We start from the raw sequence: 20,227 nt of genomic DNA on the forward strand, positions 1-20,227 counted from the left end.
CGGCGGAGGCTCTCGTACCGGTTACGTGTTGCTGGTGCCCCAGTCGTCCTCGGTACGGGTGCCGTTCGGGCTGCGCTCGCGCAGGGAGCGGACCCTCTCGGTGACCGAGTCGGGGACCTTGTCACCGACTTTCTCACTCACCACGTGGTACGCCTTCCCGGCGAACTGCCGCCCCTGCTGGGCCGCGGACTCGGCGGTGTTGCGCACCGCCGGATTCTGCGCGACCTGCTGGGCGGTCTTCCTCAGCTGCTCGTACCGCTCGCGCCCGGCACGTGAGCCGAGCACGTATCCCAGGGTCAGTCCGACGACGAACGTGAGCCGGTAGCGCATGGGGGCCACCCTTCCTCTTGTGAGTCGGTCATTGCGGCGGCGTCGGTCGCAGGCGGGTTACCGATTGGCGGAGCACCCCCCTGCTTGCGCTAATGTATGTGTCGCAGCGAGCGCACGCCCCCTGGCGAATACCCAGGGAGATACGTTCGATGCAAGCGAGGCAATCCCCTGTAGCTCAATTGGCAGAGCAGCCGGCTGTTAACCGGCAGGTTACTGGTTCGAGTCCAGTCGGGGGAGCTTCGATCTTCCGTAGCTCAATTGGCAGAGCAGCCGGCTGTTAACCGGCAGGTTACTGGTTCGAGTCCAGTCGGGAGAGCAACCAGAACGAGGACCCCGATGGGGTCCTTTTTCATGTGTGCGGGAACCGCTGCGCCCCAGGTGAGGTCCTTGAGGGCAGGCGAAGTCGACCATCCGAAGCAGGAGATCGTATGAGCGGCTATGCTGCGGCAGACGGCGCGCACACATGTGCGCGACGCGCCGTAATGGGGCGGTAGCTCAGCCGGTTAGAGCAGCGGACTCATAATCCGCCGGCCGTGGGTTCGAGTCCCACCCGCCCCACTGTGCACGTTTGTAACCTGCGGAAACGTCTCAGCAGGAGTGCGTATTCAGGATCCTGGGCGAACGGACCGAATCCGCTGCGCATGAGTTCAACCTCGTTGCCGGGGTTGCTGGTTCAAGCGGCTTTGACCTGCGCGGATGTGCCCGTTCGTAGACGTTGGGCCGACCGTACGGGCTCCCTTCGGTCGCAGCACTGCTGCTGATCCAGGGCAGCCCGGACTGCCCCCGCCGCACCGCACCGACTCACGAAACCGGTTGCCCCGTGCGGTCTGCGGTGGCGGGCTCCGCGGCGGCGTCCGCGGGTAGGCTGGCCCGGTCGGGCAAAGTCGGCGGGGACGGTGCATGGGCGGGGTCGAGAAGACGCGGGGTGGCGGAGCCGAGCGGGCGACCTCGAAGGATGTCGCCCGGCTTGCCGGGGTCTCGCACACGGCCGTGTCCTTCGTCTTCAACGGGCGTGCCCAGGGCAACCTCTCCGCCGAGACGCAGGAGAAGATCCGCAAGGCGGCCGCACAGCTCGGCTACCGGCCGCACGCGGTCGCCCGTGGACTGCGCCGGCGTCGTACCGCCGTGATCGGTCTGGTCACGGACGAGATCGCCACCTCGCCGTTCGCCGGGCGGCTGCTGCGCGGGGCCATGGACATGGCGTGGAACAGTGAGCATCTGGTGCTCACCGTCGATTCCGGGCAGGACCCGGTCGCCGAGGACGCGGCCGTGGCCGAACTGCTCGACCGGAGGGTCGACGGGATCATCTACGCCGCGCTGTCGCTGCGCCGCGCCCACGTCCCGGAAGGGCTGCACCGCACCTTCGCCGTGCTTGCCAACTGTCTCGCCGAGGACGGTTCCCTCCCGGCCGTCATCCCCGCCGAGCGGGCCGGTGGCCGCAGCGCCGCGCGCGTCCTCCTCGACGCGGGTCACCGCCGTGTCGCCCTGGTGGGCGGTCTGGACGACATCGCGACCGCGGAGCGGCTGCGCGGCTTCCGGGACGCGCTGCGGGCGGTGGGGCTGACCGCCGAGAAGGACTGGATCACGCGGACGGGAGGGGAGATCGCCGCCGGGTACGAGGGAGCGTTGCGGCTGCTGGACGGTGTTCCCGCCCACCGGCGGCCCACGGGGATCGTCTGTTACAACGACCGGGTCGCCGCGGGTGTCCTCCACGCCGCCGCGCGCCTGGGCCTCGACGTGCCCGCCGACCTGTCCGTCGTCGGCTACGACGACCAGGAACACATGGCGGCTTTCCTCAGCCCGCCCCTCACCACGGTCGCTCTGCCCCATCGCGCGATGGGGGAGACGGCCGTCCGCCTCCTCCTGGACGCCATCGACAGCGGGACCGCGCCGCCGGTCACCACCCGGCGGCTGGAGTGCCCCGTCGTCATGCGGGGTTCGGTGGGACCAGCTCCCAGCCCGTGACCTCGACGTCCGCGCCCGACGCGGCCAGCTCCGCGACATCGTCGTCCCGCCGGTAGACCCGTTCCGTGGCTGTCGCCCGGTCGCCCGCGAACAGTTCCAGCAGGGAGCCGTCCATGAGGATCCGTACGGCGAGGGTCTCGCCCGGTGGGGTCGGCAGGACCAGGGGGGCCGCGCCGTCCGGGCGGGAGCGTGGCCAGGCCGTGCGGTCCAGGGTCACCGTGCCGGACGCCGGATCGAGCCGTACGGTCAGTTCGGCCCCGGACGCGGCCCGCAGCAGACTCACGGTCGCCGCTGAACGGGCGGTCACCAGCAGGTCGTACGCGTGGGGGAGTGGCCGGTGCGGTCCTGGCGCGGCCGTGAACGGGACGGCCGCTCGCAGGAGTTCGAGCTCCGCGGCCGGTACGACCCGGAGCGTGCCGTCCTCGTGGGTGTCCATCACCCGGGGTGCCGTGAGGACGCCGGACCAGCCCGCGCGGTCCACCTCCTCGGGCGGGCGTGACTCCCAGGACCAGCCCCAGAGCAGGGCGCGGCCGGACTCCGTGTCCTGGAGGACGGAGGGGGCGTAGAAGTCACGGCCGAGATCCAGGGGGCCGCCGCCCGTACCGGCCGCGAACCTCAATCCACCGTCCGGCTCCTCCACCAGATGCCCCGTCAGGTACGCGGTGCTCAGCGGGTCGCCGTCCCACAGCGCCACCGCAAGTACCCAGTCGCCCCCGGCGGTCTCCCACAGCTGCGGGCACTCCCAGCCGATCGCCCGCGTACCGAAGGCGCGGGCCGCCGCCGCGTCCCGGCCGTCCAGCAGGACCCCGGCGAACCGCCACGCGTACAGGTCCTCGCAGTCGTACACCAGGACGGACGGGGTGCCGTCGGCGTGGCCGGCGCCCATCAGCGCCCAGCGGCGGCCGGCGAAGCGGAAGACGAACGGGTCCCGGAACATCGTCACGTCCAGGCCTGCCGGCGGGCCGGCGACCACCGGCAGTGGCAGTTGCTTCCAGTCCTGAAGGCCGTCGTCCTCGGCCACGGCGAGACAGATCGCGCTCAGGCCCTGGTGGTCGTGGCCGATCCCGGAGTACACCGCTGTCGGTACACCACCGTCGTCCACCACGCAGCCGGACCAGCAGCCCGCCTCGTCCGGGCCGCCGGGCATCGGTCGCAGAGCGATCCCGTGGTCGTCCCAGTGGGCGAGGTCGGGGCTGGAGGCGTGGCCCCAGTGGACGTTCGCATGGACGGGAGCGTCGGGGTTGTGCTGGTAGAAGAGGTGGTATCGACCGCCCCAGCGCACCGGCCCGTTCGGGTCGTTCATCCAGTTGGACGGCGGCCGGACCCGGAAGCGCGGGCTGTGGGCGTCGGTCGACCGGCTCACGGAACTCAACGATTGACTCCTGCGGATGTGATGCCCTCGCGCAGAGGGCGCTGGCCGACGACGAAGACGAGGACGGCGGGGAGCATGGAGAGGACGACTCCGGCGAGGACCACGGAGATCGATCCGGTGCCGAGGTTGCCCTGGAGGGAGACCAGGCCCAGGGGCAGCGTGAGGTTCTCGGTGGAGGTTTCGAGGATCAGCGGCCGGAAGAACTCGTTCCAGTGGTAGTTGAAGGCCAGGACGCCGACGATGGCGAGACCGGGGGCCGCCAAGGGGGCGTACACGGACCGGAAGACGCGCCACGGGCCCGCGCCGTCGATCATCGCCGCCTCGCCGAGGTCCTTCGGCATGCCCAGGAAGTACTGGCGCATCAGGAAGGTGCCGAAGGCCGTCGGGAAGGCGGGGATGATGAGGCCGAGGAGGGTGTCGGTCAGGCCCATCGTCTTCAGTTCCAGGAAGACCGGGACCATCGTGACCTGCAACGGCACCATCATCGTGGCCAGGACCAGCGCGAACAGCGACTTCTTGAAGCGGAATTCGAGGCGGGCGAAGGCGTAGCCCGCCAGGCCCGCGGTGATCATCTGGCCGGCCGCGATCAGCGCGGTCACCAGGGTGGAGTTCAGCGCGTACAGCCAGACGTCGATCTGGTCGAAGACCTCGCTGTAGGCACCGACGGTGGGGTTCGTGGGGATGATCTCCGGCGGCAGGTCGAAGGACTCCGCCGGTGTGCGCAGTGATGTCGACACCGTCCAGATGACCGGGCCGAGCGTCAACAGGGCGCACAGCGCCAGGCCGGTGATCCGGCCCCAGGGCGCCAGGCCGTGCCGTACGCGTGACGCGGTGGGGCTCGTGCGGGGACCCGGCATCGAACCCGACGCCGAACCCGGCAGGGATTTCGAGAGGGAACTCGTACTCATCTGACTCACCCGGCTCACTGGTAGTGGACGTAACGCCGGCTGAGCCGGAACTGGAGTGCGGTGACCGCCATGATCAGGGCGAAGAGCAGGACGCCCACGGCGGACGCCTCGCCGAAGCGGAGCTGCTCGAAGGCCGTCTCGTAGATGACCATCACGACCGTGCGGGTGGAGTCGCCGGGGCCGCCGGCCGTGAGGACGTAGGGCTGCTCGAAGACCTGGAGGGCGTTGATGATGCCGACCACGGACGCCACCAGCAGCGTGGGCGACAGCAGCGGCAGGGTGATGGCGAGGTGTTTGCGCACCCCGCTCGCGCCGTCCAGCGCGGCCGCCTCGTGCACCTCCTTCGGGATGTTGTTCAGGCCGCCGACGAACAGCAGGAACGAGAAGCCGAACTGCTGCCAGACGTACGCCAGGACCACGGCCGCCATCGCCCCGTTCTCCGAGGTCAGCCAGGGGACCGAGGGGATACCGACCGTGCCCAGGAGCCAGTTCACGGGGCCGAAGTCCTGGTTGAACAGGTACTTCATCACCACCGAGATGGACGCGGCGGACAGCACCAGCGGGAAGAAGAAGGCTGAACGGAACACCGAGCGAAGCCACTTGGGCATGCGGCCGTTCACCGCGATCGCCAGCACGAGCGCGATCAGCAGCTGCAGCGCGACCGCGAGCACCATGAAGACGAGCGTGTTGCGGAAGGAGACGAGAACCGTCGAATCGGTCAGGATCTCCCGGTAGTTGGCCGCTCCGGCCCACCGCGGGTCGTCGATCACGTCCCACTGGAAGAGGCTGAGGACGACCGAGCCGACGATCGGTACGACCGTGAAGACGACGATACCGACGACGGTGGGCGCGAGGAACAGCACGGCGAGCAGACGGGTGCCCCGGGTGCGGGCGGTCGTGGCCGCGGGCTCGGACGCCTTACGGGCCCTGCGGGGACGGGTGGGCTCCGGCCGGACAGGCCTGATCTCGGTGTTCGTCACACTTCACGCTCCATGGCCTTCTCCAGGTCCCCCTGCAGCCGGCGCAGCGCGGGGCGCACCGCGCCGGGGCTCGCGAGGGCGGTTCCGGTGTGCTTGATCAGCAGCTGCTCGACTTCGTTGACCTGCGGCGGGGCCGGGATCGGGCCGGTGGAGGGGATCTTGTCGAGGGTGTCGTAGAAGACCTGCCAGTGGGCCGGTCCTGTCTCCCGGTAGCGGGCCGCGTCGACCATGGAGCGGCGGGCCGGAGTGGTCTGGTTGGCTGCGAAGAGCTGGGTCATCACGTCCTTGCGGGCGGCGTACTTGATGAACTCCCAGGCCTCGTCCCGCATCTTCGACGTGCGCAGCATCGCGTACCCGGCAGCGCCGAACTGGTGACGCCGTGTGTGCCGGCGCGGGAAATACCGGACGTCGTAGTCGGTCGGTTTCATGCCCGCCTCATGCAGGCCGCCCGCCCAGAAGCCGCCCGCGGGTGTCACACCGACGCGGCCGGTGGAGAACACGCCGACCAGGTTCCGGCCGTCGCCGCCCTCCGGCCGGGTGCACAGGTCCTCCTGGATGAGGGAGGCGAGATAGTCGTAGACCTCCGCGACGCGGTCGGAGTCGGCCAGGGGTGTCGTCCACCGGTAGCCGCCGCCCCGGCCGCGCCGCTGTGCCTCGGGGTAGAAGGAGTTCCAGAGCCAGTCGCCCCCGGGGGCCTTGGACTCGGCGAGGAGGTTGGTGCCGCCCGCGAACAGCCAGGGGACCACTCCGCCCCACAGACGGTTGGTCCAGAAGTACGGGGTGAATCCGGCGCCGTTGCTGCGTTTCATCGCGCGCAGCAGCGTCGTGAAGTCGTCGTGGGTCCAGTCGTTGTCGGGGAGGTCGGCGCCGGCGCGCTCCAGGACCCGGGTGTTGAGGTACATGTCGGCCGCGTTGAACTCGACCGGCAGCTGGTAGAGGCTCCCCTCGTACATCATCGACTCGACCAGTGAGGGATGGACGTCGGCGAAGTAGGAGCGCAGCTCGGCCGCGTCCCGCTTCGCCCACCGGTCCAGCGGTACGCCGAGCCGCTGGGCGAAGAGCTGCACGCCCTCGGTGGCGACGTACACGAGGTCGGGTGCCGTGCCCGCGGCGATCTGGGTGAGGATCTTGGAGAAGAAGTCCGACCAGTCGTAGGCCTGTACGGGGTTGATACGGATCTTGATGTCGGGGTGGACCTCGCGGAACCCGTCGCGCAGGGCGCGTTGGGCGTCGAGGTTGAAGGCGGAGCCGAGGGTGGCGATGACGAGCGAGCCGTCGTCGCGACCGGGGATGTCGGCGGCGATGAGGCGGTCCCAGCCGGCCGCGACACCGGCGACAGCGGCGGCTCCGGCGCCGTACGCGCCGTAGCGCATCAGGCCCCGGCGGGAGAGGAGCGAGTCGGTCATCGGCGAGCCTAACTCGTGTTAGTCGAAGGTGATTCCCCGATGATGAGAACCCCGTTGTGGCTCTGTCAAGGGATGGGCACCAATGGGCAGTCACGTGAACGGAATGTGTGCGAAGGGTTGACCTTTAACGAGTTAGGTATACGGTTCCGGCCACCTGAGTCACACGAGCCGCGTCCCGACGACGACGTCGGGGAAGGGAGCCGCACAATGCGTGGCATGTCGAGGAGTTCGCTGAGTCCAGCGGGGACTCTGTCCAGGAGGTCGCTGCTGGTGGTCTCGGCCGCCGGTGCCGCCGGTGCTCTGCTTCCGGACTTCGTGAGACCGGCGGTGGCGGCGCCCGTCGAGGCCACGGCGGCCGCGTGCACGGGCAGCTACCGCGCCGAGTACCACTTCACGGTCCCCGACCAGTGGATGAACGACCCGCAGCGCCCGGTCTGGATCGACGGCGAGTACCACTACTACTACCTCTACAACCCCGACTACCTGACGGGCGGCACCACCGCGGGCACCGCCTGGCGCCTGGCCACGAGCACCGACCTCGTCTCCTTCACCGACCGGGGCGTCGCCGTGCCGAAGGACGCGACCCCCAACGGCGATGTCTGGTCCGGCTCGGCGGTCATCGACACGGACGACACGGCGGGCTTCGGCGCGGGCGCGGTGATCGTCATCGCCACCATGGCGCCCGACGACGTCACCCAGGCCCAGTACCTGTACTACTCGACCGATGGCGGCCGCACCTTCACGAACCACGGCACGGCTCCGGTCCTCGCCAATCCGGGCGTACGGGACTTCCGCGACCCCAAGGTGATCCGCGACGAGGAGCGCGGGCGGTGGGTGATGCTGCTCGCGGAGAACGACAAGGTGGGTTTCTACCACTCCGCCGACCTCACGTCGTGGACGTACGTCGGCGGCTTCATCAAGGGCGGCATCGGCGTCCTGGAGTGCCCCGACCTGTTCCGCATCAGGGCGGAGGACGGGACCTGGCAGTGGGTCCTGGGCGTCAGTGCCAACGGCAAGGGCTCCGGGCTGCCGAGCACGTTCGCCTACTGGACGGGTTCCTTCGACGGCACGACCTTCACCGCCGACGCGTCCGATCCCCAGTGGCTGGACCACGGCTGGGACTGGTACGCGGCGGTCACCTTCGACAAGCGCGACGCGAACGGGGCCCTGGACCCGGCCGCACGGTACGCGATCGGGTGGATGAACCACTGGGACTACGCGAACACCACGCCCACGGTCGAGTGCGACGGTTTCAACGGCACCGACTCGATCGTCCGCGAGGTGCGGCTGCGGCGCTCGTCGTCGGGTACGTACTACCTGGCGTCCCGGCCGGTGGCGGCCCTGGACGACCATGTGTCGCGCACGGTGGACCTCGGCGACATCACGGTCGACGGCACGCGAACGCTCGACTACACGGGTACCGCGTACGAGCTGACCTGTGACATCACCTGGGACCAACTGGCCGGTGCCGGGCTCCAGTTGCGGCGCTCGGCGGACGGCGGGCGGCACATCGACGCGGGAGTCCACGGCGACTACGCCTTCGTCAACCGCGGTTACACCGTGAGCCCCGACACCTCCGGCCGCTGGCAGGAGAGCCGGACGCCCTTCGACCTGTCCGCCGGCACGGTCCGCCTGCGGATCCTCGTCGACCGCACGTCCGTCGAGATGTTCGTCGGCGACGGCCGGTACGTGCACTCGACCGAGGCCTTCCCCGACCCGTCCGACACGGGGCTGGCACTGTTCACCATCGACGGGCAGGCGGTGTTCCGGAACACGGTGATCCGGGAGTTCACGGTCTGATCCGACGTGAGGCGGGTGGGCGTACAAGGCCGTCGGCGACGCCCGGCGCGCCAGGGCTCTCCAACGCGAGGCAGGCGGGACGTCTGCACCGCGGAAACAGGCACGAGGCTTCACCCCGGGACTTGTGGTGGAGCCTCGCCCGTCCAGAGGGGGGACACCCACGTCATCGTGTCCTTGGCCCGGTCGTCGCCGTCCGGGCTCTCGATGTCGGACACGGTGAGCCGCACGCCGGGACGGCCGTCCGGGAGCGTCACCGTCGCGTCGACCGTGACCCCGACCCGCGTCGTGCCGGGGCGCCGGGACACGGCGGTGAGGGCGCCCCGGAGGGCGGTGAGGAGGTGCCCGGCCACCGTGTCCGTCACACGGGTGTCGACGGGACCGGTGAATTGGACCGACGGCTGGGCGCCGAGGACCGGCGCGGCGCCCGCCGTCTCGCGGAGCACCCTGCCCCTGAAACTGGTCGGGGCGTCGGCGGGCGGCTGCTGCAGGGCGAAGATCGCCGTACGGACCTCCTGGACGGTCGACCGGAGTTCGTCGACGGCCCGGCCGAGCGTCGCGTGGACCCCGGCGTCCTGCTCCTCCGCGGCCGCGCGGCGCAGCGTGGACTCCAGCATCATGCCGGTGGCGAAGAGCCGCTGGACGACCAGATCGTGCAGGTCACGGGCGATCCGGTCGCGGTCCTCGAAGACGGCGAGCCGCTCCCGGCCCTGCTGGGCGTCGGCCAGCACCAGTGCCAGCGCGGCCTGTGAGGCGAACTGCGTGGCCAGCAGCTTCTCGGCGGAGGTGTAGGGGCGGTCACCGCGCCGACGCGGCAGGGCGAGGGTGCCGATGAGCCGGCCCCCGGCCTGCAACGGCAGCAGCATGCTCGGTCCGAAGCGGTGCCGTACGGGGGTCGTCATACGCGGGTCGGTCGCCGAGTCCTCGACGAACACCGGTTCCCCGCCGAGGAGTTGTTCCAGCACGGAGCTGCCGGGCGCGATGGTGGTGCCGACCAGGCCATCGGGACCGTCCAGTGCCGACGCCGTGACGATCTCCATACCGCCTTCGTCCGTGGGCTGGAGGATCACCCCGGCCGCCGCGCCGGCGAGGACACGGGCACGCTCGGCGACCGTCATCAGCGCGTCGGCCGCCGCCTCGCCGGTGAGCAACGCCGTCGTCACGGCCGCCGCACCCTCGATCCAGCGTTCCCGCCGGCGGGCCGTCTCGTACAGGCGGGCGTTGCCGATGGCGATGCCCGCCTGGGTGGCGAGCAGGCGTGCCACCTGCTCGTCCTCGGCAGTGAACGGGCCGCCGCGCTTCTCGGTGAGATAGAGGTTGCCGTACACCTCGTCCTCCACGCGCACCGGAACGCCGAGGAAGCTGTGCATCTCCGGGTGCCCGGAGGGCATGCCGCACGAGCGCGGGTCGGCGGCCAGGTCGGTGAGCCTGAGCGGAGCGGGCTCGCGGACGAGCACGCCGAGCAGGCCCCGGCGTCCGTCGGGCGGATGCCCGATGCGTGCCCGCTCGGCCTCCGGCAGCCCGGTCGTGCAGAACTCCGCCAGGCCGTGGTCGCCGGGGGCGAGTACCCCCAGTGCCGCGTACCGGGCGTCGGTCAGCCCGGCCGCGTTGTCGACGATGCGCTGGAGCGTGGCACGCAGCTCCAGATCGCTGCCGACACCGAGGACGGCTTCGAGGAGGCGGGGGAGGGCGAGGGAGGGGCGGGGAGCCGGCTCCGGGACGGGGCGCTCGGCGGACTGCGCGGGCTCGGCGGGGCCGGTGGGTTCCGTCATGCGGGGCGGCGGGGGCGGGCTCTGCGCGTACGGATCCGTACGGGCGCTCAGGTGGCCGTCGAGTCGAGGACCAGCGGCTCGATCCTGCCCTCCAGCATCGCGCCCAGGCCGAGGACCGCGCACACGTCGGGCCGTTCGGCGATGTTCACCGGCATGCCCGTCGCGTGCCGCAGCATCTGGTCGAGGCCCGGCAGCAGGGCGCTGCCGCCGACCATCATGATCCCGCGGTCGGCGAGGTCGGCCACCAGGTCCGGCGGGCAGACGCGCAGCACCTTGCCGATGCCGTCGAGTACGGCGGTCAGCGGGGTCTGGATCGCGTCGCGCACGGCGGCCGTGTCGACCTGCACGGAACGGGCGAGGCCGGTGGCCACGTCCCGGCCGTGGATCTCGGTGGAGGCGGGGCCGTGCGGGGTGAGGCCGTTCCCGGAGAGGGCGAGCTGCAGCGGCCGTACGGACTGTGACGGGAGCATCAACTCGTGCTGGTGGCGCAGGTGTTGGACGATGGCGTGGTCGATGGCCTCGCCGCCGACGGGGATGCGTGCGGCGGTCACGATCGAGCCGAGGGACAGCACCGCGACCTGGGTGGCGGCGGCCCCGCACACCATGATCATGGTGGCCTCGGGCCGTTCCACGGGCAGCCCGCAGCCCACACCGGCGGCGATGAGCGTGTCGACGAGTTCGACGCGCCGCGCCCCGAGTCCGACGAGCGTCTCGACGGCGGCGCGCTCCGCGAGCGGGTCGGCGTCGTGCGGGGTGCAGATGGCGGCCCGCAGCCGGGGCTTGCGGCGCAGGGCGCGGCGGACCTTGTCGCCGAGCAGCTGGCGCAGCATGCGCTGGGCCATCTCGATGTCGACGACCGTGCCGCCGGAGACGGGCCGTACGACGCGGATGTAGTCGGGCGTACGGCCCGTCATCTTCTCCGCGAACTCGCCGACGGCGATCAGGGCGCCGGTCTTCGTGTTCACGGCGGCGACGCTCGGCTGGTCCACGACGAGCCCGGCGCCCTTCACGAAGACACGTGTCCTCGCCGCCCCCATGTCGACGGCGAAATGGCAGCGGCGCAACTGCTCCAGGCTGGCGGTCATCGCGGGTCCTCCCGAGAGCACGGACGGTGGGACTCGGCCGGGCGGCGGTCCTCCTACGCATCGTGCGGGACCTGACGGGGTGTCGCCTTTCGGGGTGGGCCGGGCGGGGTGCCGCTGGATGGGTGATCTTCGAGGGCGACGGGCGATCAGGTGACGGGCCGGCCCGGGTGGTGGTGGTCGGGAGCCGGGCGGAGGGCTGGAGCCCGGGTGGTGCGGAGACCCGGGTGGTGGCTGGTGGCCGGGGCGGCCGGCGTCGCCCCCGACCGACTACTCGGGGTGCCTTGCCGGTTGCACGATGCCGCGTACGACGCCGAGGTCCACCAGGTCCTGTGGGCGGATGCGGAGCTGGTCCGCGGTGGCGCGCACCTCCTGCGGCGGTCGCTTGAGGATGGCGGCCGCCAGCTCCGGTGCGATGACGGAGAAGTAGCTGTCCGGCGTGGCCCACGTGTTGTCCGGTGCCGCGAGGGCCAGCGCGCCGCCCGAGCCGCCCTCGCCGATCAGCAACGTGGTGACGGGGGTCTCCGCGGCCGCCACGGCCCCGAACAGGTCGGCGATGGCCGCGCCGGCGCCCTGCCGCTCCGCCTCCGCGTCGTTGGCGGCCCCCGGAGTGTCCACCAGCGTCAGGACGGGGATGCGGAGCCGGTCCGCGAGCCGGATCAGCCGGGCGGCGGTGCGGTAGCCGGCGGGGCGGGTCGCGGTGCCCGTCTGGGCGGCGTAGGCGACCACCCGGCCGTCCTCCGCCCGTACGCCGACACCGCAGAGCATGCCGTCGTCGGTGCCGCCGCAGCGGTCGCCGCTGATCGGAGCACGCTCGGCGAAGCAGACGTCCAAGTAGGCCTGTGCGCGGGGTCGTTGGGGGGACCGCGCGTTGTGCACCGCTTCCCAGCCGGTGTCGGGGAGTGCGGTGCCGGCCAGGGCCGGGGGAGGGGGGACGGGGTCGGTCGACGGGTGGCTCAGCAGGCGCAGCCAGAGCGCCAGCGTCCCCGGCAGCTCTTGCTCGGGCACCACCGCGTCGACCGCTCCTGCCGCCAGTTGCGCCTGCGCGGTGTACGCCGCCGGGTCCGCGTCGGGCGGGCGGACCCGCGAGCCCGCGAAACCCACCTGTGCTCCGGGCAGCGCGAGGATCACGTCGGCTCCCGCGCCCAGGGTGGCCCAGCCACCGCCCGTCGTCGGGTCGCGCAGGACGGCGACCTGGGACAGGCGGGCCGCCCGGGTGAGCGCCGACTGACGTGCCACGCGCTGGAGTTGGACCAGGGCGCGCATGCCCTCCTGCATACGGCTGCCGCCCGTCGCGACGAGGGAGACGACCGGCAGGCGGTGTGCACGCGCGTACGTGTACGCGGCCTCCAGGCGGTCGCCCGTCCGCTCGCCCAGCGAGCCGCCGAGGAAGCCGAACTCGAAGGAGATCAGCACGGCGGGAGTCGTACCGAGGGTGCCGGTACCGCAGACGACGGACTCCTCCTCGCCGGTGCGGTCCGCGGCCCGGGCGCGCGAGGCGTCGTACCCCTGCCAGGACAGCGGGCCGTCCGGCCGGTGCACGCCCGAGGGGACGGGCAGCTCGGTGAAGTCGGCGGTGAGGAGACCGATCGCCTCTCGGGCCGTGAACCGCCGGGACGCCTCAGTCATGAGTCAGCGCACGCTTCATGATCTTGCCCATGTCGTTGCGGGGCAGGGCGCCGAGACAATGGACGACCCGGGGCCGTTTGTGGGGCGCGAGACGGACTGCCACGTGGTCGGCCAACTCCGCGAGCCGCGGTGGGTTCTCGGCGTCGGCGGGCACGATCCACGCCACGATCCGCTCCCCGAGGTCGGGGTCCGGCTCGCCCGTGACCGCGGCCTCCCGCACGCCGGGGTGTTCCAGGAGGGCGTTCTCGATCTCGCCCGCCCCGATCTTGTATCCGCCGCTCTTGATGAGGTCGGTGGCCTTGCGGCCGACGATGCGCACGTACCCGTCGGGGTCGCGCACCGCCATGTCGCCGGTGCGGAACCAGCCGTCCTCGGTGAAGGCCGCCGCCGTCGCGTCGGGCCGGTTCAGGTACTCGGTGAAGAGGTTCGGCCCGCGGACCTGGATCTCGCCCACGGTCTCCCCGTCGTACGCCGCCAGGGCCGTCGTTCCGTCCTCCTCCGTCAGCCGCAGTTCGACGCCGGGCAGCGGGACGCCGACCGTGCCGGCCCGGGGCTCGCCGTCCGCGCGGACGCTGGTGTTCATCAGCGTCTCCGTCATCCCGTACCGCTCGATGACCCGCCGGCCCGTCGCCTCCGCGATCCGCTCGTGGTCGTGCACCGGGAGGGCCGCCGATCCCGACACGAGCAGCCGCGCCCGCGCCAGCGCCTTCGCGAGAGCCGGGTCGTCGGGCAGGGTCTCGGCGATCCGGTGGTACATGGTCGGGACCCCGAACAGCATCGTGGCGCCCGCGCTCAACTCCCTTGTCACGCCCGTGACGTCGAAACGTCCCAGATGCCGTACGGATCCGCCGCGGCGCAACGGGCCGAGGATGCCCAGGATCAGTCCGTGCACATGGAAGAGGGGAAGGCCGTGTACGAGGACGTCGTCGCCGGTCCACCGCCAGGCGTCCGCGAGGGCGTCCAGGGTGGTGGCGACGGCCCGGCGGGGGATGACGGCACCCTTCGGAGGGCCGGTGGTGCCGGAGGTGTAGACGACGAGGGCGGGGGCCTCCGGGGAGAGGCCGGAGGCGAGGGCCTCGGCGGCGGGGGCTGCCGTCGCCGGTGCGGCACGTACGTCGACGTCCACGTCGACGCGCTCCAACGCCGAGAGGGCGGGCGGCAGTTGGTCGCCCGCCGATGCGAGCACCAGCGTCGGCGCGCTGTCCGCCACGATGTGTCCCAGCTCGCTCCCGCCCGACTTCGGGTTGAGCGGCACGGCGGGGACACCGGCCAGCAGCGCGGCGACCACGCCGACCGCCGTCTCCAGGGTGGGAGTGGCCCAGACGGCGATCCGGCCCGCCTCCCCGATACGGGCGGCCAGCGGGGCGGCGGCCGTCGCGAGTTCGCCGTAGGTCAGGGAGCGGTCGCCGAAGCGCAGGGCCGACCGGTGCGCGGCGGTGCCGTCCGGGTCCGCCAGTGCCTCGGTCAGGGCCGGGAAGAGAGGGGACACGCGAGCGTACTCCTTGGTCGTCGGTCGTGTTGGTCGGTCGTCGGCTGTCAGTTTCACTGGTCGTCGGGCGGCGGCGGGCGCCCGGGGCGGGGTGTCGGGGCGGGGCGCCGTGCCGGGGGCCGGGCCGCGGGCGTCGGTGTCACCCCCAGCCGGGTACCACCAGGGCGAGCCACACCACGGCCGGGACCACGGCCACCACGACCCCTCCGTACATCATCAGCTGCCGGAAGAAGCGCTCCCGGTCGACGTCGGGCGCCGCCGCCAGGACCAGGGCCCCGTTCGTCGAGAACGGGCTCACGTCCACCACGGTCGCCGACACCGCGAGCGCCGCCACCATGCCGACCGCCCCGATCTCACCCTGCGCGAGGAACGGCACGGCCAGCGGGATCAGCGCCCCCATGATGCCGACCGAGGAGGCGAACGCGGAGACCAGCGCGCCGATGTAGCAGAGCAGCACGGCGGAGAGCAGGGGGACGCCGATGTCGCTGACCCCCTCACCCGCCCAGTCGATCGTGCCCATCTGGTCGAGGACGCCGACGTACGTCAGCACACCGCAGATCAGCAGGACCGTCGGCCAGGCGATCTGGGTGACGGCGTTGCGGCTGTCCTCGGGCCAGCAGGTGCTGAGCAGGACGGCGAGGGTGATGGAGGTGAGCCCGGCGTCCAGGTCGAAGGCGAGTACGGCGACGACGAGGGCGACGAGCGCGGCGAGGGTGGCCGTGCGGGCCGGATTGAGACGGGAGGTGTCCTCGTCGGCCTCCTCGGACGCGCCCTCCCCGTGCTCCCGCTCGCGCGCGTTCTCATCGGTGCCGGTGCCGGTGCCGGAACCAGCTCGGGCGCCGGCGCTGTTTGCGACCTTGCCCGCCTTCCCCGATGTCGTGGCCGCCTCCACGAGGACGCCGTCACCCCTCAGCTTCAGCCCTCCGAACAGGACGAACACCACCCCCGCGATCACGAGATTGACGATGAGCGAGGCGAGGAAGAGGGCGACCTCGTTGCCGGGCAGGCCCTCGCGCTCGACGATGCCGTTGACGATCGACCCGTAGATGCTGATGGGGGAGAAGCCGCCGCCCTGTGCGCCGTGCACCACCATGGCGCCCATCAGCAGTGGGCTGATGGAGTACCGCGCGGCGAAGCTCAGGGCGATCGGCGCCACGATGGCGACGGCGGCCGGGCTGACCGCACCGATCGCGGTCAACGCGCCGGTCAGTACGAACATCACCCACGGGATCAGCACCACCCGTCCGCGCACGAGCCGGATGGAGGCGTGCACCAGCCAGTCGGTCGTGCCGTTGGCGCGGGCGATCGCGAACAGGTACGTCACGCCGACGAGCACGACGAAGAGGTCCCCGGGGAAACCGGCGAAGATCTTGTCGGCGTCGAGGTCCGCGACGAGCTCGCCGACTCCGAAGGCTGCGGCGAAGGCGAGGGCGCCCATGTTGATGGAGCGGGTGGTGGCGATCACGAACACCACGACGAGCACGAGGATCGATATCAGTTCGGCGGACATGCGGGCTCCCGTCTTTGGGTCCCTTGTCGAGCGGGCGGGCGGGCGGATGGGCAGGCGGTGGGGACGGACAGGAGTGGCTGAGTGGCCGAGCCACTCGGAGCCGGGTCGTGGATTGGCCAAGTGGCTGAACCACATTGGGTCGCAGGGGTGGAGAGCGTCAAGGGATCGGGCGTAAATTGGCTCAGCCACTTGTCCACTGGGCCACGTGTCCACTGATCGGACGGCTCGGGCGTCCCCGGTGTTACGCTGCGGCGGCGGGGGACGAACACCGCGCAAGAGGGGACAAGGGGGACGGGCATGAGCGACGCGCTGCGCCCGATGGCGGCCAAGCCCCGCCTGTACGAGCAGGTCCTCGACCGGCTGCGCAGTTACGCGGCCGAGGGCGGCCTGGGCGCGGGCGACCGGCTCCCGCCCGAGCGCGACCTGGCGGCCCGACTCGGCGTCAGCCGCGCCTCCGTGAAGCAGGCCATAGTGGTCCTGGAGGTCCAGGGTCTGGTCGAGGTCCGCCACGGCGGCGGCACCTACCTGGTCCGCGACACCCTCGACGCCGAACCGGTGGAGCAGCTCGTCGAGCGCCGCCGCAGGCTGCCCGACGTGCTCGACGCCCGCGAGGCCCTGGAGACCAAGCTCGCCGAACTGGCCGCCGAGCGGCGCACCGACGAGGACGTGGCGGCCATGGACTCGGCCCTCGTCCGGATGCAGGCCGAGATCGCGGAGGGCGGGCACGGTGTGGAGGGCGACCGCCTCTTCCACGCGGCGGTCACGGCGGCGGCCCACAGCACCATCCTCGCCGAGTTCATGCGTTCCATCGCCGACCAGATCACCGAGAGCCGCCACGAGTCGCTGCGCCAGCCGAGCCGCCCCACCCGCTCCCTGACACAGCACCGCGCGATCTTCGACGCGATCGTCGCCCGGCAGCCGGGCCGGGCCGCCGCCGCGATGCGCAGGCACGTACAGACGGTGGCGAAGGTACGGCTGCTGGCCTGGGACCCGGACGGGAACGACGAACAGGGCGTGTGACAGGGCTCGTTAGGATCCCTGCCATGAGCCTGCACACCCCCGCGCCGACCACGTCCCCGCCGCCGGGCCCGTCCCCGTCGGCCGGGCGGTCCCCGACGGGCGGGCGCGAGCCGACCGTGCTCGCCACCTCCGGCGGTCACCGTGCCGGAGGCCGGACCATGGTGATGTTCGACGCCCTCGTGCACCACGCGGTCGAGCTGTCCGGTGCCCACGGCCGCCGCCCCCGCGTGATGTACGTGGGCACGGCGATAGGCGACGCGGAACACTTCACGGCACGTATGGGCGAGGCCGCCCGCGTGGCGGGTTTCGACCTCACGCCCCTCCAGCTCTTCCCGATGCCCAACCTCGAGGACATCGAGGGCAGCGTCCTCGACCAGGACGTCGTCTGGGTCATGGGCGGCTCGGTGGCCAACCTCCTCGCGGTCTGGCGGGTCCACGGCCTCGACGACATCTTCCGCAGGGCCTGGCACTCCGGGGTGGTCCTCAGCGGTGTCAGCGCGGGCTCGATCTGCTGGTTCCAGGGCGGCACCACGGACTCCTTCGGCCCCGAACTGCGGCCCGTGACCAATGCGTTGGGCCTTCTCCCCTACGGCAACGGAGTCCACTACGACACCGATGCGGGCCGTCGCCCCCTGATCCACGACCTCGTGGCCGACGGCACCCTCCCCACCACCCACTGCACGGACGACGGGGTGGGCCTCGTCTACCGCGGCACCGACCTCGTCGAGGCCGTCACCGAGATCCCGGGCAAGGGCGCGTACATCGTGACCCGCGACGGCGACGCGGCCACGGAGGAACGCGTGGAGCCACGCCGCCTGCCGGGGATCTAGCGCGCGCCTTCCGCCGGCCCCGCTCCCACCACGTCCGCCACCACGCAGCTCACGTTGTCCGGGCCGCCGGAGTCGTTCGCCGCCGCCACCAGGGCCCGTACTGCCTCGGCCGGTTCGCAGGTGGCGGACAGGAGGTGCCCGACGGTGTCCTCGGGCACGACCGCGGACAGACCGTCGGAGCACAGGAGATAGCGGTCGCCGGCGCGGGCGTCGTGGAGGCGCAGGTCGGGGGCCGTACCGGGGCCGTCGCCCGGCAACGCCTTGAGGAGAAGGGCGCGTTGGGGGTGGGCGGTGGCCTCCTCCGGTGTCAGGCGGCCCTCGTCGAGCATCGACTGGACCATCGTGTGGTCGTGGGTGATCCGGAAGAGCTCACCGTCGCGGAGCAGATAGGCGCGGGAGTCCCCGATGTGGACCAGGGCCAGTTGGGAGCCGGTCCACACCATCGCGGTGAGGGTCGTGCCGATGTCGTCCGTCGGGCCGGCCACCTCCCGGACGGCCGCGGTGGCGCCCTGGACCGCGTCCTCCAGGAGGTTGAGGACGCTGCCGGCGGGGAGCGGCTCGTCGTCCAGGAACTTCAGGGCCTCGACGGCGGCGACGCTCGCGGGGGCGCCCCCGGATCCGAAGCCGTCCGCGACGGCCAGGACGCGGGTGCCCGCGTACGCCGTGTCCTGGTTGACGGGGCGGACGAGGCCGGTGTCGGAGAGTGCGGCATATCGGAGTTCCAGCATGGTGGTCTCCCTGCTCGGGGTGGATCTCGTGAGGTGGTCGACGAGGAAGGCCGCCAGGTCACGGCGGGACGCGGTCTCCGCCTCGACCCGCGACCAGAAGGCGCGGATCTCCCGCGCTGCGGCCTGAGGACCGAGTGCGCGGACCGCGCGGATCTCGGCCAGCGGCATGCCCAGCCGACGCAGCCACGCCACCAGGCGCGCCTGCTCCAGCTGCCCGGACGCGTAGTAGCGGTAGCCCGTCTCCGGGTCCACCCGCGCGGGGCGCAGCAGCTCCAGCTCGTCGTACAGCCGAAGTGCCTTCGGTGAGAGCCGGCACGCCTTCGAGAAGGCTCCGATCGTCAGCATCTCCATGCGCGCACCCCCGTGAGCGGCCGGTCGGCCGGTCGGTCTGCCGTTCCTTGTCGTGCCACCGATGCTGTGGCCTCACCGAAGGTGAAGGTCAAGCGGCCCGTTCCGGTTCCCGGGCCGGTTGTTAACCTGCGAGCGGGACCACCGGAGCCGACACACCTCGAGGAGCCTGCCGTGGCACGCACCACCGCCCGCATCGCACTGGTCACCTGCCGGGAGGTGCGGGAGTCCGGCTACGACCGTGACCTGCCCGTCCTCGCGGACGCGGTGCGGCGGGCGGGCGCGGACACCTCCGTCGTGTGCTGGGACGACCCCGACGTCGAGTGGGGCGGCTTCGACCTCGCCGTGATCCGGTCCACCTGGGACTACAGCTGGCGGGCCGCCGAGTTCCTGGCGTGGGCCGACCGCTGCGGGGCCGCGACGACGCTGGCCAACCCGCCGGCGGTCGTGCGGTGGAACGCGGACAAGCGGTACCTGGGCGACCTGGCGGCCGCCGGGGTGCCCGTCGTCGAGACCCGGTACCTCGTTCCGGGTGACCCGGCCGAGCTGCCCGCCGACGGCGAGTACGTCGTCAAGCCGACCTCGGGGGCCGGCGCCCGGTACGCGGCCCGCTACACGTCCGAGGACCACGAGGGCGCCGTACGGCACCTGGAGCGGATGCACGCCGAAGGGCTGACCGCGATGGTGCAGCCGTACGTACGGAGCATCGACACGGCGGGCGAACGGGCCCTCCAGTTCTTCGGCGGGCGCTTCCTCCACGCCATCCGCAAGGGCGCCGTCCTCGAACCCGGCACCGCGTACGACGACGACAAGGTCCCGCACCCGAACCTGCGGACCTGGGAGCCGAGCGCCGCCGAACTCGCCGTCGCCGAGCGGGCGTTGGCCGCCGTACCGGGTGCGCCGGAGCTGCTCTACGCCCGCGTGGACCTGGTGGACGGCGACGACGGGGCACCGCGCGTCATGGAGCTGGAACTCGTCGAGCCCAACCTCTTCCTCTTCCTGCACGAGGCCTCCGTGCCGGTCGTCGCCGAGACGGTCGTCAAAGCCGGCGCCCGGTGACG

General features: G+C 71.9%; 16 protein-coding genes and 3 tRNA genes. 8 read left to right on the plus strand and 11 right to left on the minus strand.

Translation table 11 applies throughout. The features are described from left to right. Window positions 1–21 precede the first annotated feature (21 nt). Window positions 22–330, minus strand: coding sequence for a YtxH domain-containing protein (locus O1Q96_RS08680; RefSeq protein ID WP_269247599.1), 309 nt, complete (start codon window positions 328–330; stop codon window positions 22–24). 164 nt (window positions 331–494) lie between these two features. Between O1Q96_RS08680 and O1Q96_RS08685 the strand changes: the two genes are divergently transcribed. From O1Q96_RS08685 to O1Q96_RS08700, 4 genes are all read left to right on the plus strand, one after another. Beyond that, a tRNA-Asn gene (locus tag O1Q96_RS08685) sits at window positions 495–567 on the plus strand. A 6-nt stretch (window positions 568–573) separates the two neighbouring features. Next, window positions 574–646: transfer RNA gene (locus tag O1Q96_RS08690), tRNA-Asn, on the plus strand. A gap of 168 nt (window positions 647–814) precedes the next feature. Continuing rightward, window positions 815–888, plus strand: a tRNA-Ile gene (locus O1Q96_RS08695). A 342-nt stretch (window positions 889–1,230) separates the two neighbouring features. Next, entirely contained in the window at window positions 1,231–2,295 is a 1,065-nt protein-coding gene (locus O1Q96_RS08700; protein ID WP_269247600.1) for a LacI family DNA-binding transcriptional regulator, read from the plus strand. Here O1Q96_RS08700 and O1Q96_RS08705 read toward each other — a convergent pair. From O1Q96_RS08705 to O1Q96_RS08720, 4 genes are all read right to left on the minus strand, one after another. Then, a complete protein-coding gene (locus tag O1Q96_RS08705) occupies window positions 2,258–3,658 on the minus strand; it encodes a glycoside hydrolase family 32 protein (RefSeq protein WP_269253534.1) in 1,401 nt (466 codons plus the stop codon). The genes O1Q96_RS08700 and O1Q96_RS08705 overlap by 38 nt on opposite strands. A gap of 5 nt (window positions 3,659–3,663) precedes the next feature. Next, window positions 3,664–4,524 (minus strand): carbohydrate ABC transporter permease, encoded by an 861-nt coding sequence (locus tag O1Q96_RS08710; RefSeq protein WP_269253535.1) that lies wholly within the window; start codon window positions 4,522–4,524, stop codon window positions 3,664–3,666. Window positions 4,525–4,589: 65 nt separating this feature from the next. Continuing rightward, window positions 4,590–5,555 (minus strand): carbohydrate ABC transporter permease, encoded by a 966-nt coding sequence (locus tag O1Q96_RS08715; RefSeq protein WP_269247601.1) that lies wholly within the window; start codon window positions 5,553–5,555, stop codon window positions 4,590–4,592. After that, a complete protein-coding gene (locus tag O1Q96_RS08720; RefSeq protein WP_269247602.1) occupies window positions 5,552–6,961 on the minus strand; it encodes an extracellular solute-binding protein in 1,410 nt (469 codons plus the stop codon). Before O1Q96_RS08720 ends, O1Q96_RS08715 begins: the two co-directional genes overlap by 4 nt. 216 nt (window positions 6,962–7,177) lie before the next feature. On the opposite strand from O1Q96_RS08720, the gene O1Q96_RS08725 reads away from it, so the two are divergent. Continuing rightward, window positions 7,178–8,761: a glycoside hydrolase family 32 protein gene (locus O1Q96_RS08725; protein ID WP_269247603.1), complete on the plus strand. Its 1,584-nt coding sequence runs from the start codon at window positions 7,178–7,180 to the stop codon at window positions 8,759–8,761. Window positions 8,762–8,871: 110 nt separating this feature from the next. Here O1Q96_RS08725 and O1Q96_RS08730 read toward each other — a convergent pair whose 3' ends face one another. The 5 genes from O1Q96_RS08730 to O1Q96_RS08750 form a co-directional block, all read right to left on the minus strand. Then, the gene (locus tag O1Q96_RS08730) at window positions 8,872–10,530 is read right to left on the minus strand and encodes a sensor histidine kinase (RefSeq protein ID WP_269247604.1); all 1,659 of its coding nucleotides are present in this window, start codon (window positions 10,528–10,530) and stop codon (window positions 8,872–8,874) included. Between the two features lie 47 nt (window positions 10,531–10,577). After that, window positions 10,578–11,615, minus strand: coding sequence for a rod shape-determining protein (locus O1Q96_RS08735; protein ID WP_269247605.1), 1,038 nt, complete (start codon window positions 11,613–11,615; stop codon window positions 10,578–10,580). Window positions 11,616–11,882: 267 nt separating this feature from the next. Then, entirely contained in the window at window positions 11,883–13,241 is a 1,359-nt protein-coding gene (locus tag O1Q96_RS08740) for a carboxyl transferase domain-containing protein (protein ID WP_269247606.1), read from the minus strand. Further along, a complete protein-coding gene (locus O1Q96_RS08745; protein WP_269247607.1) occupies window positions 13,234–14,730 on the minus strand; it encodes an acyl-CoA synthetase in 1,497 nt (498 codons plus the stop codon). Before O1Q96_RS08745 ends, O1Q96_RS08740 begins: the two co-directional genes overlap by 8 nt. Window positions 14,731–14,869: 139 nt before the next feature. Further along, a complete protein-coding gene (locus O1Q96_RS08750) occupies window positions 14,870–16,240 on the minus strand; it encodes an SLC13 family permease (RefSeq protein WP_269247608.1) in 1,371 nt (456 codons plus the stop codon). 297 nt (window positions 16,241–16,537) lie between these two features. Between O1Q96_RS08750 and O1Q96_RS08755 the strand changes: the two genes are divergently transcribed. Next, window positions 16,538–17,260: a FadR/GntR family transcriptional regulator gene (locus O1Q96_RS08755; protein ID WP_269247609.1), complete on the plus strand. Its 723-nt coding sequence runs from the start codon at window positions 16,538–16,540 to the stop codon at window positions 17,258–17,260. Window positions 17,261–17,418: 158 nt separating this feature from the next. After that, window positions 17,419–18,090, plus strand: coding sequence for a Type 1 glutamine amidotransferase-like domain-containing protein (locus O1Q96_RS08760; RefSeq protein ID WP_269253536.1), 672 nt, complete (start codon window positions 17,419–17,421; stop codon window positions 18,088–18,090). Here the strand turns inward: O1Q96_RS08760 and O1Q96_RS08765 are convergent. Further along, entirely contained in the window at window positions 18,087–19,169 is a 1,083-nt protein-coding gene (locus O1Q96_RS08765; protein ID WP_269247610.1) for a MerR family transcriptional regulator, read from the minus strand. The genes O1Q96_RS08760 and O1Q96_RS08765 overlap by 4 nt on opposite strands. A 171-nt stretch (window positions 19,170–19,340) precedes the next feature. On the opposite strand from O1Q96_RS08765, the gene O1Q96_RS08770 reads away from it, so the two are divergent. Further along, a complete protein-coding gene (locus O1Q96_RS08770; protein ID WP_419586551.1) occupies window positions 19,341–20,225 on the plus strand; it encodes an ATP-grasp domain-containing protein in 885 nt (294 codons plus the stop codon). The last annotated feature ends 2 nt before the right edge of the window (window positions 20,226–20,227 follow it).

It is taken from the genome of Streptomyces aurantiacus (genome assembly GCF_027107535.1).
Classification (GTDB): Bacteria; Actinomycetota; Actinomycetes; order Streptomycetales; family Streptomycetaceae; genus Streptomyces.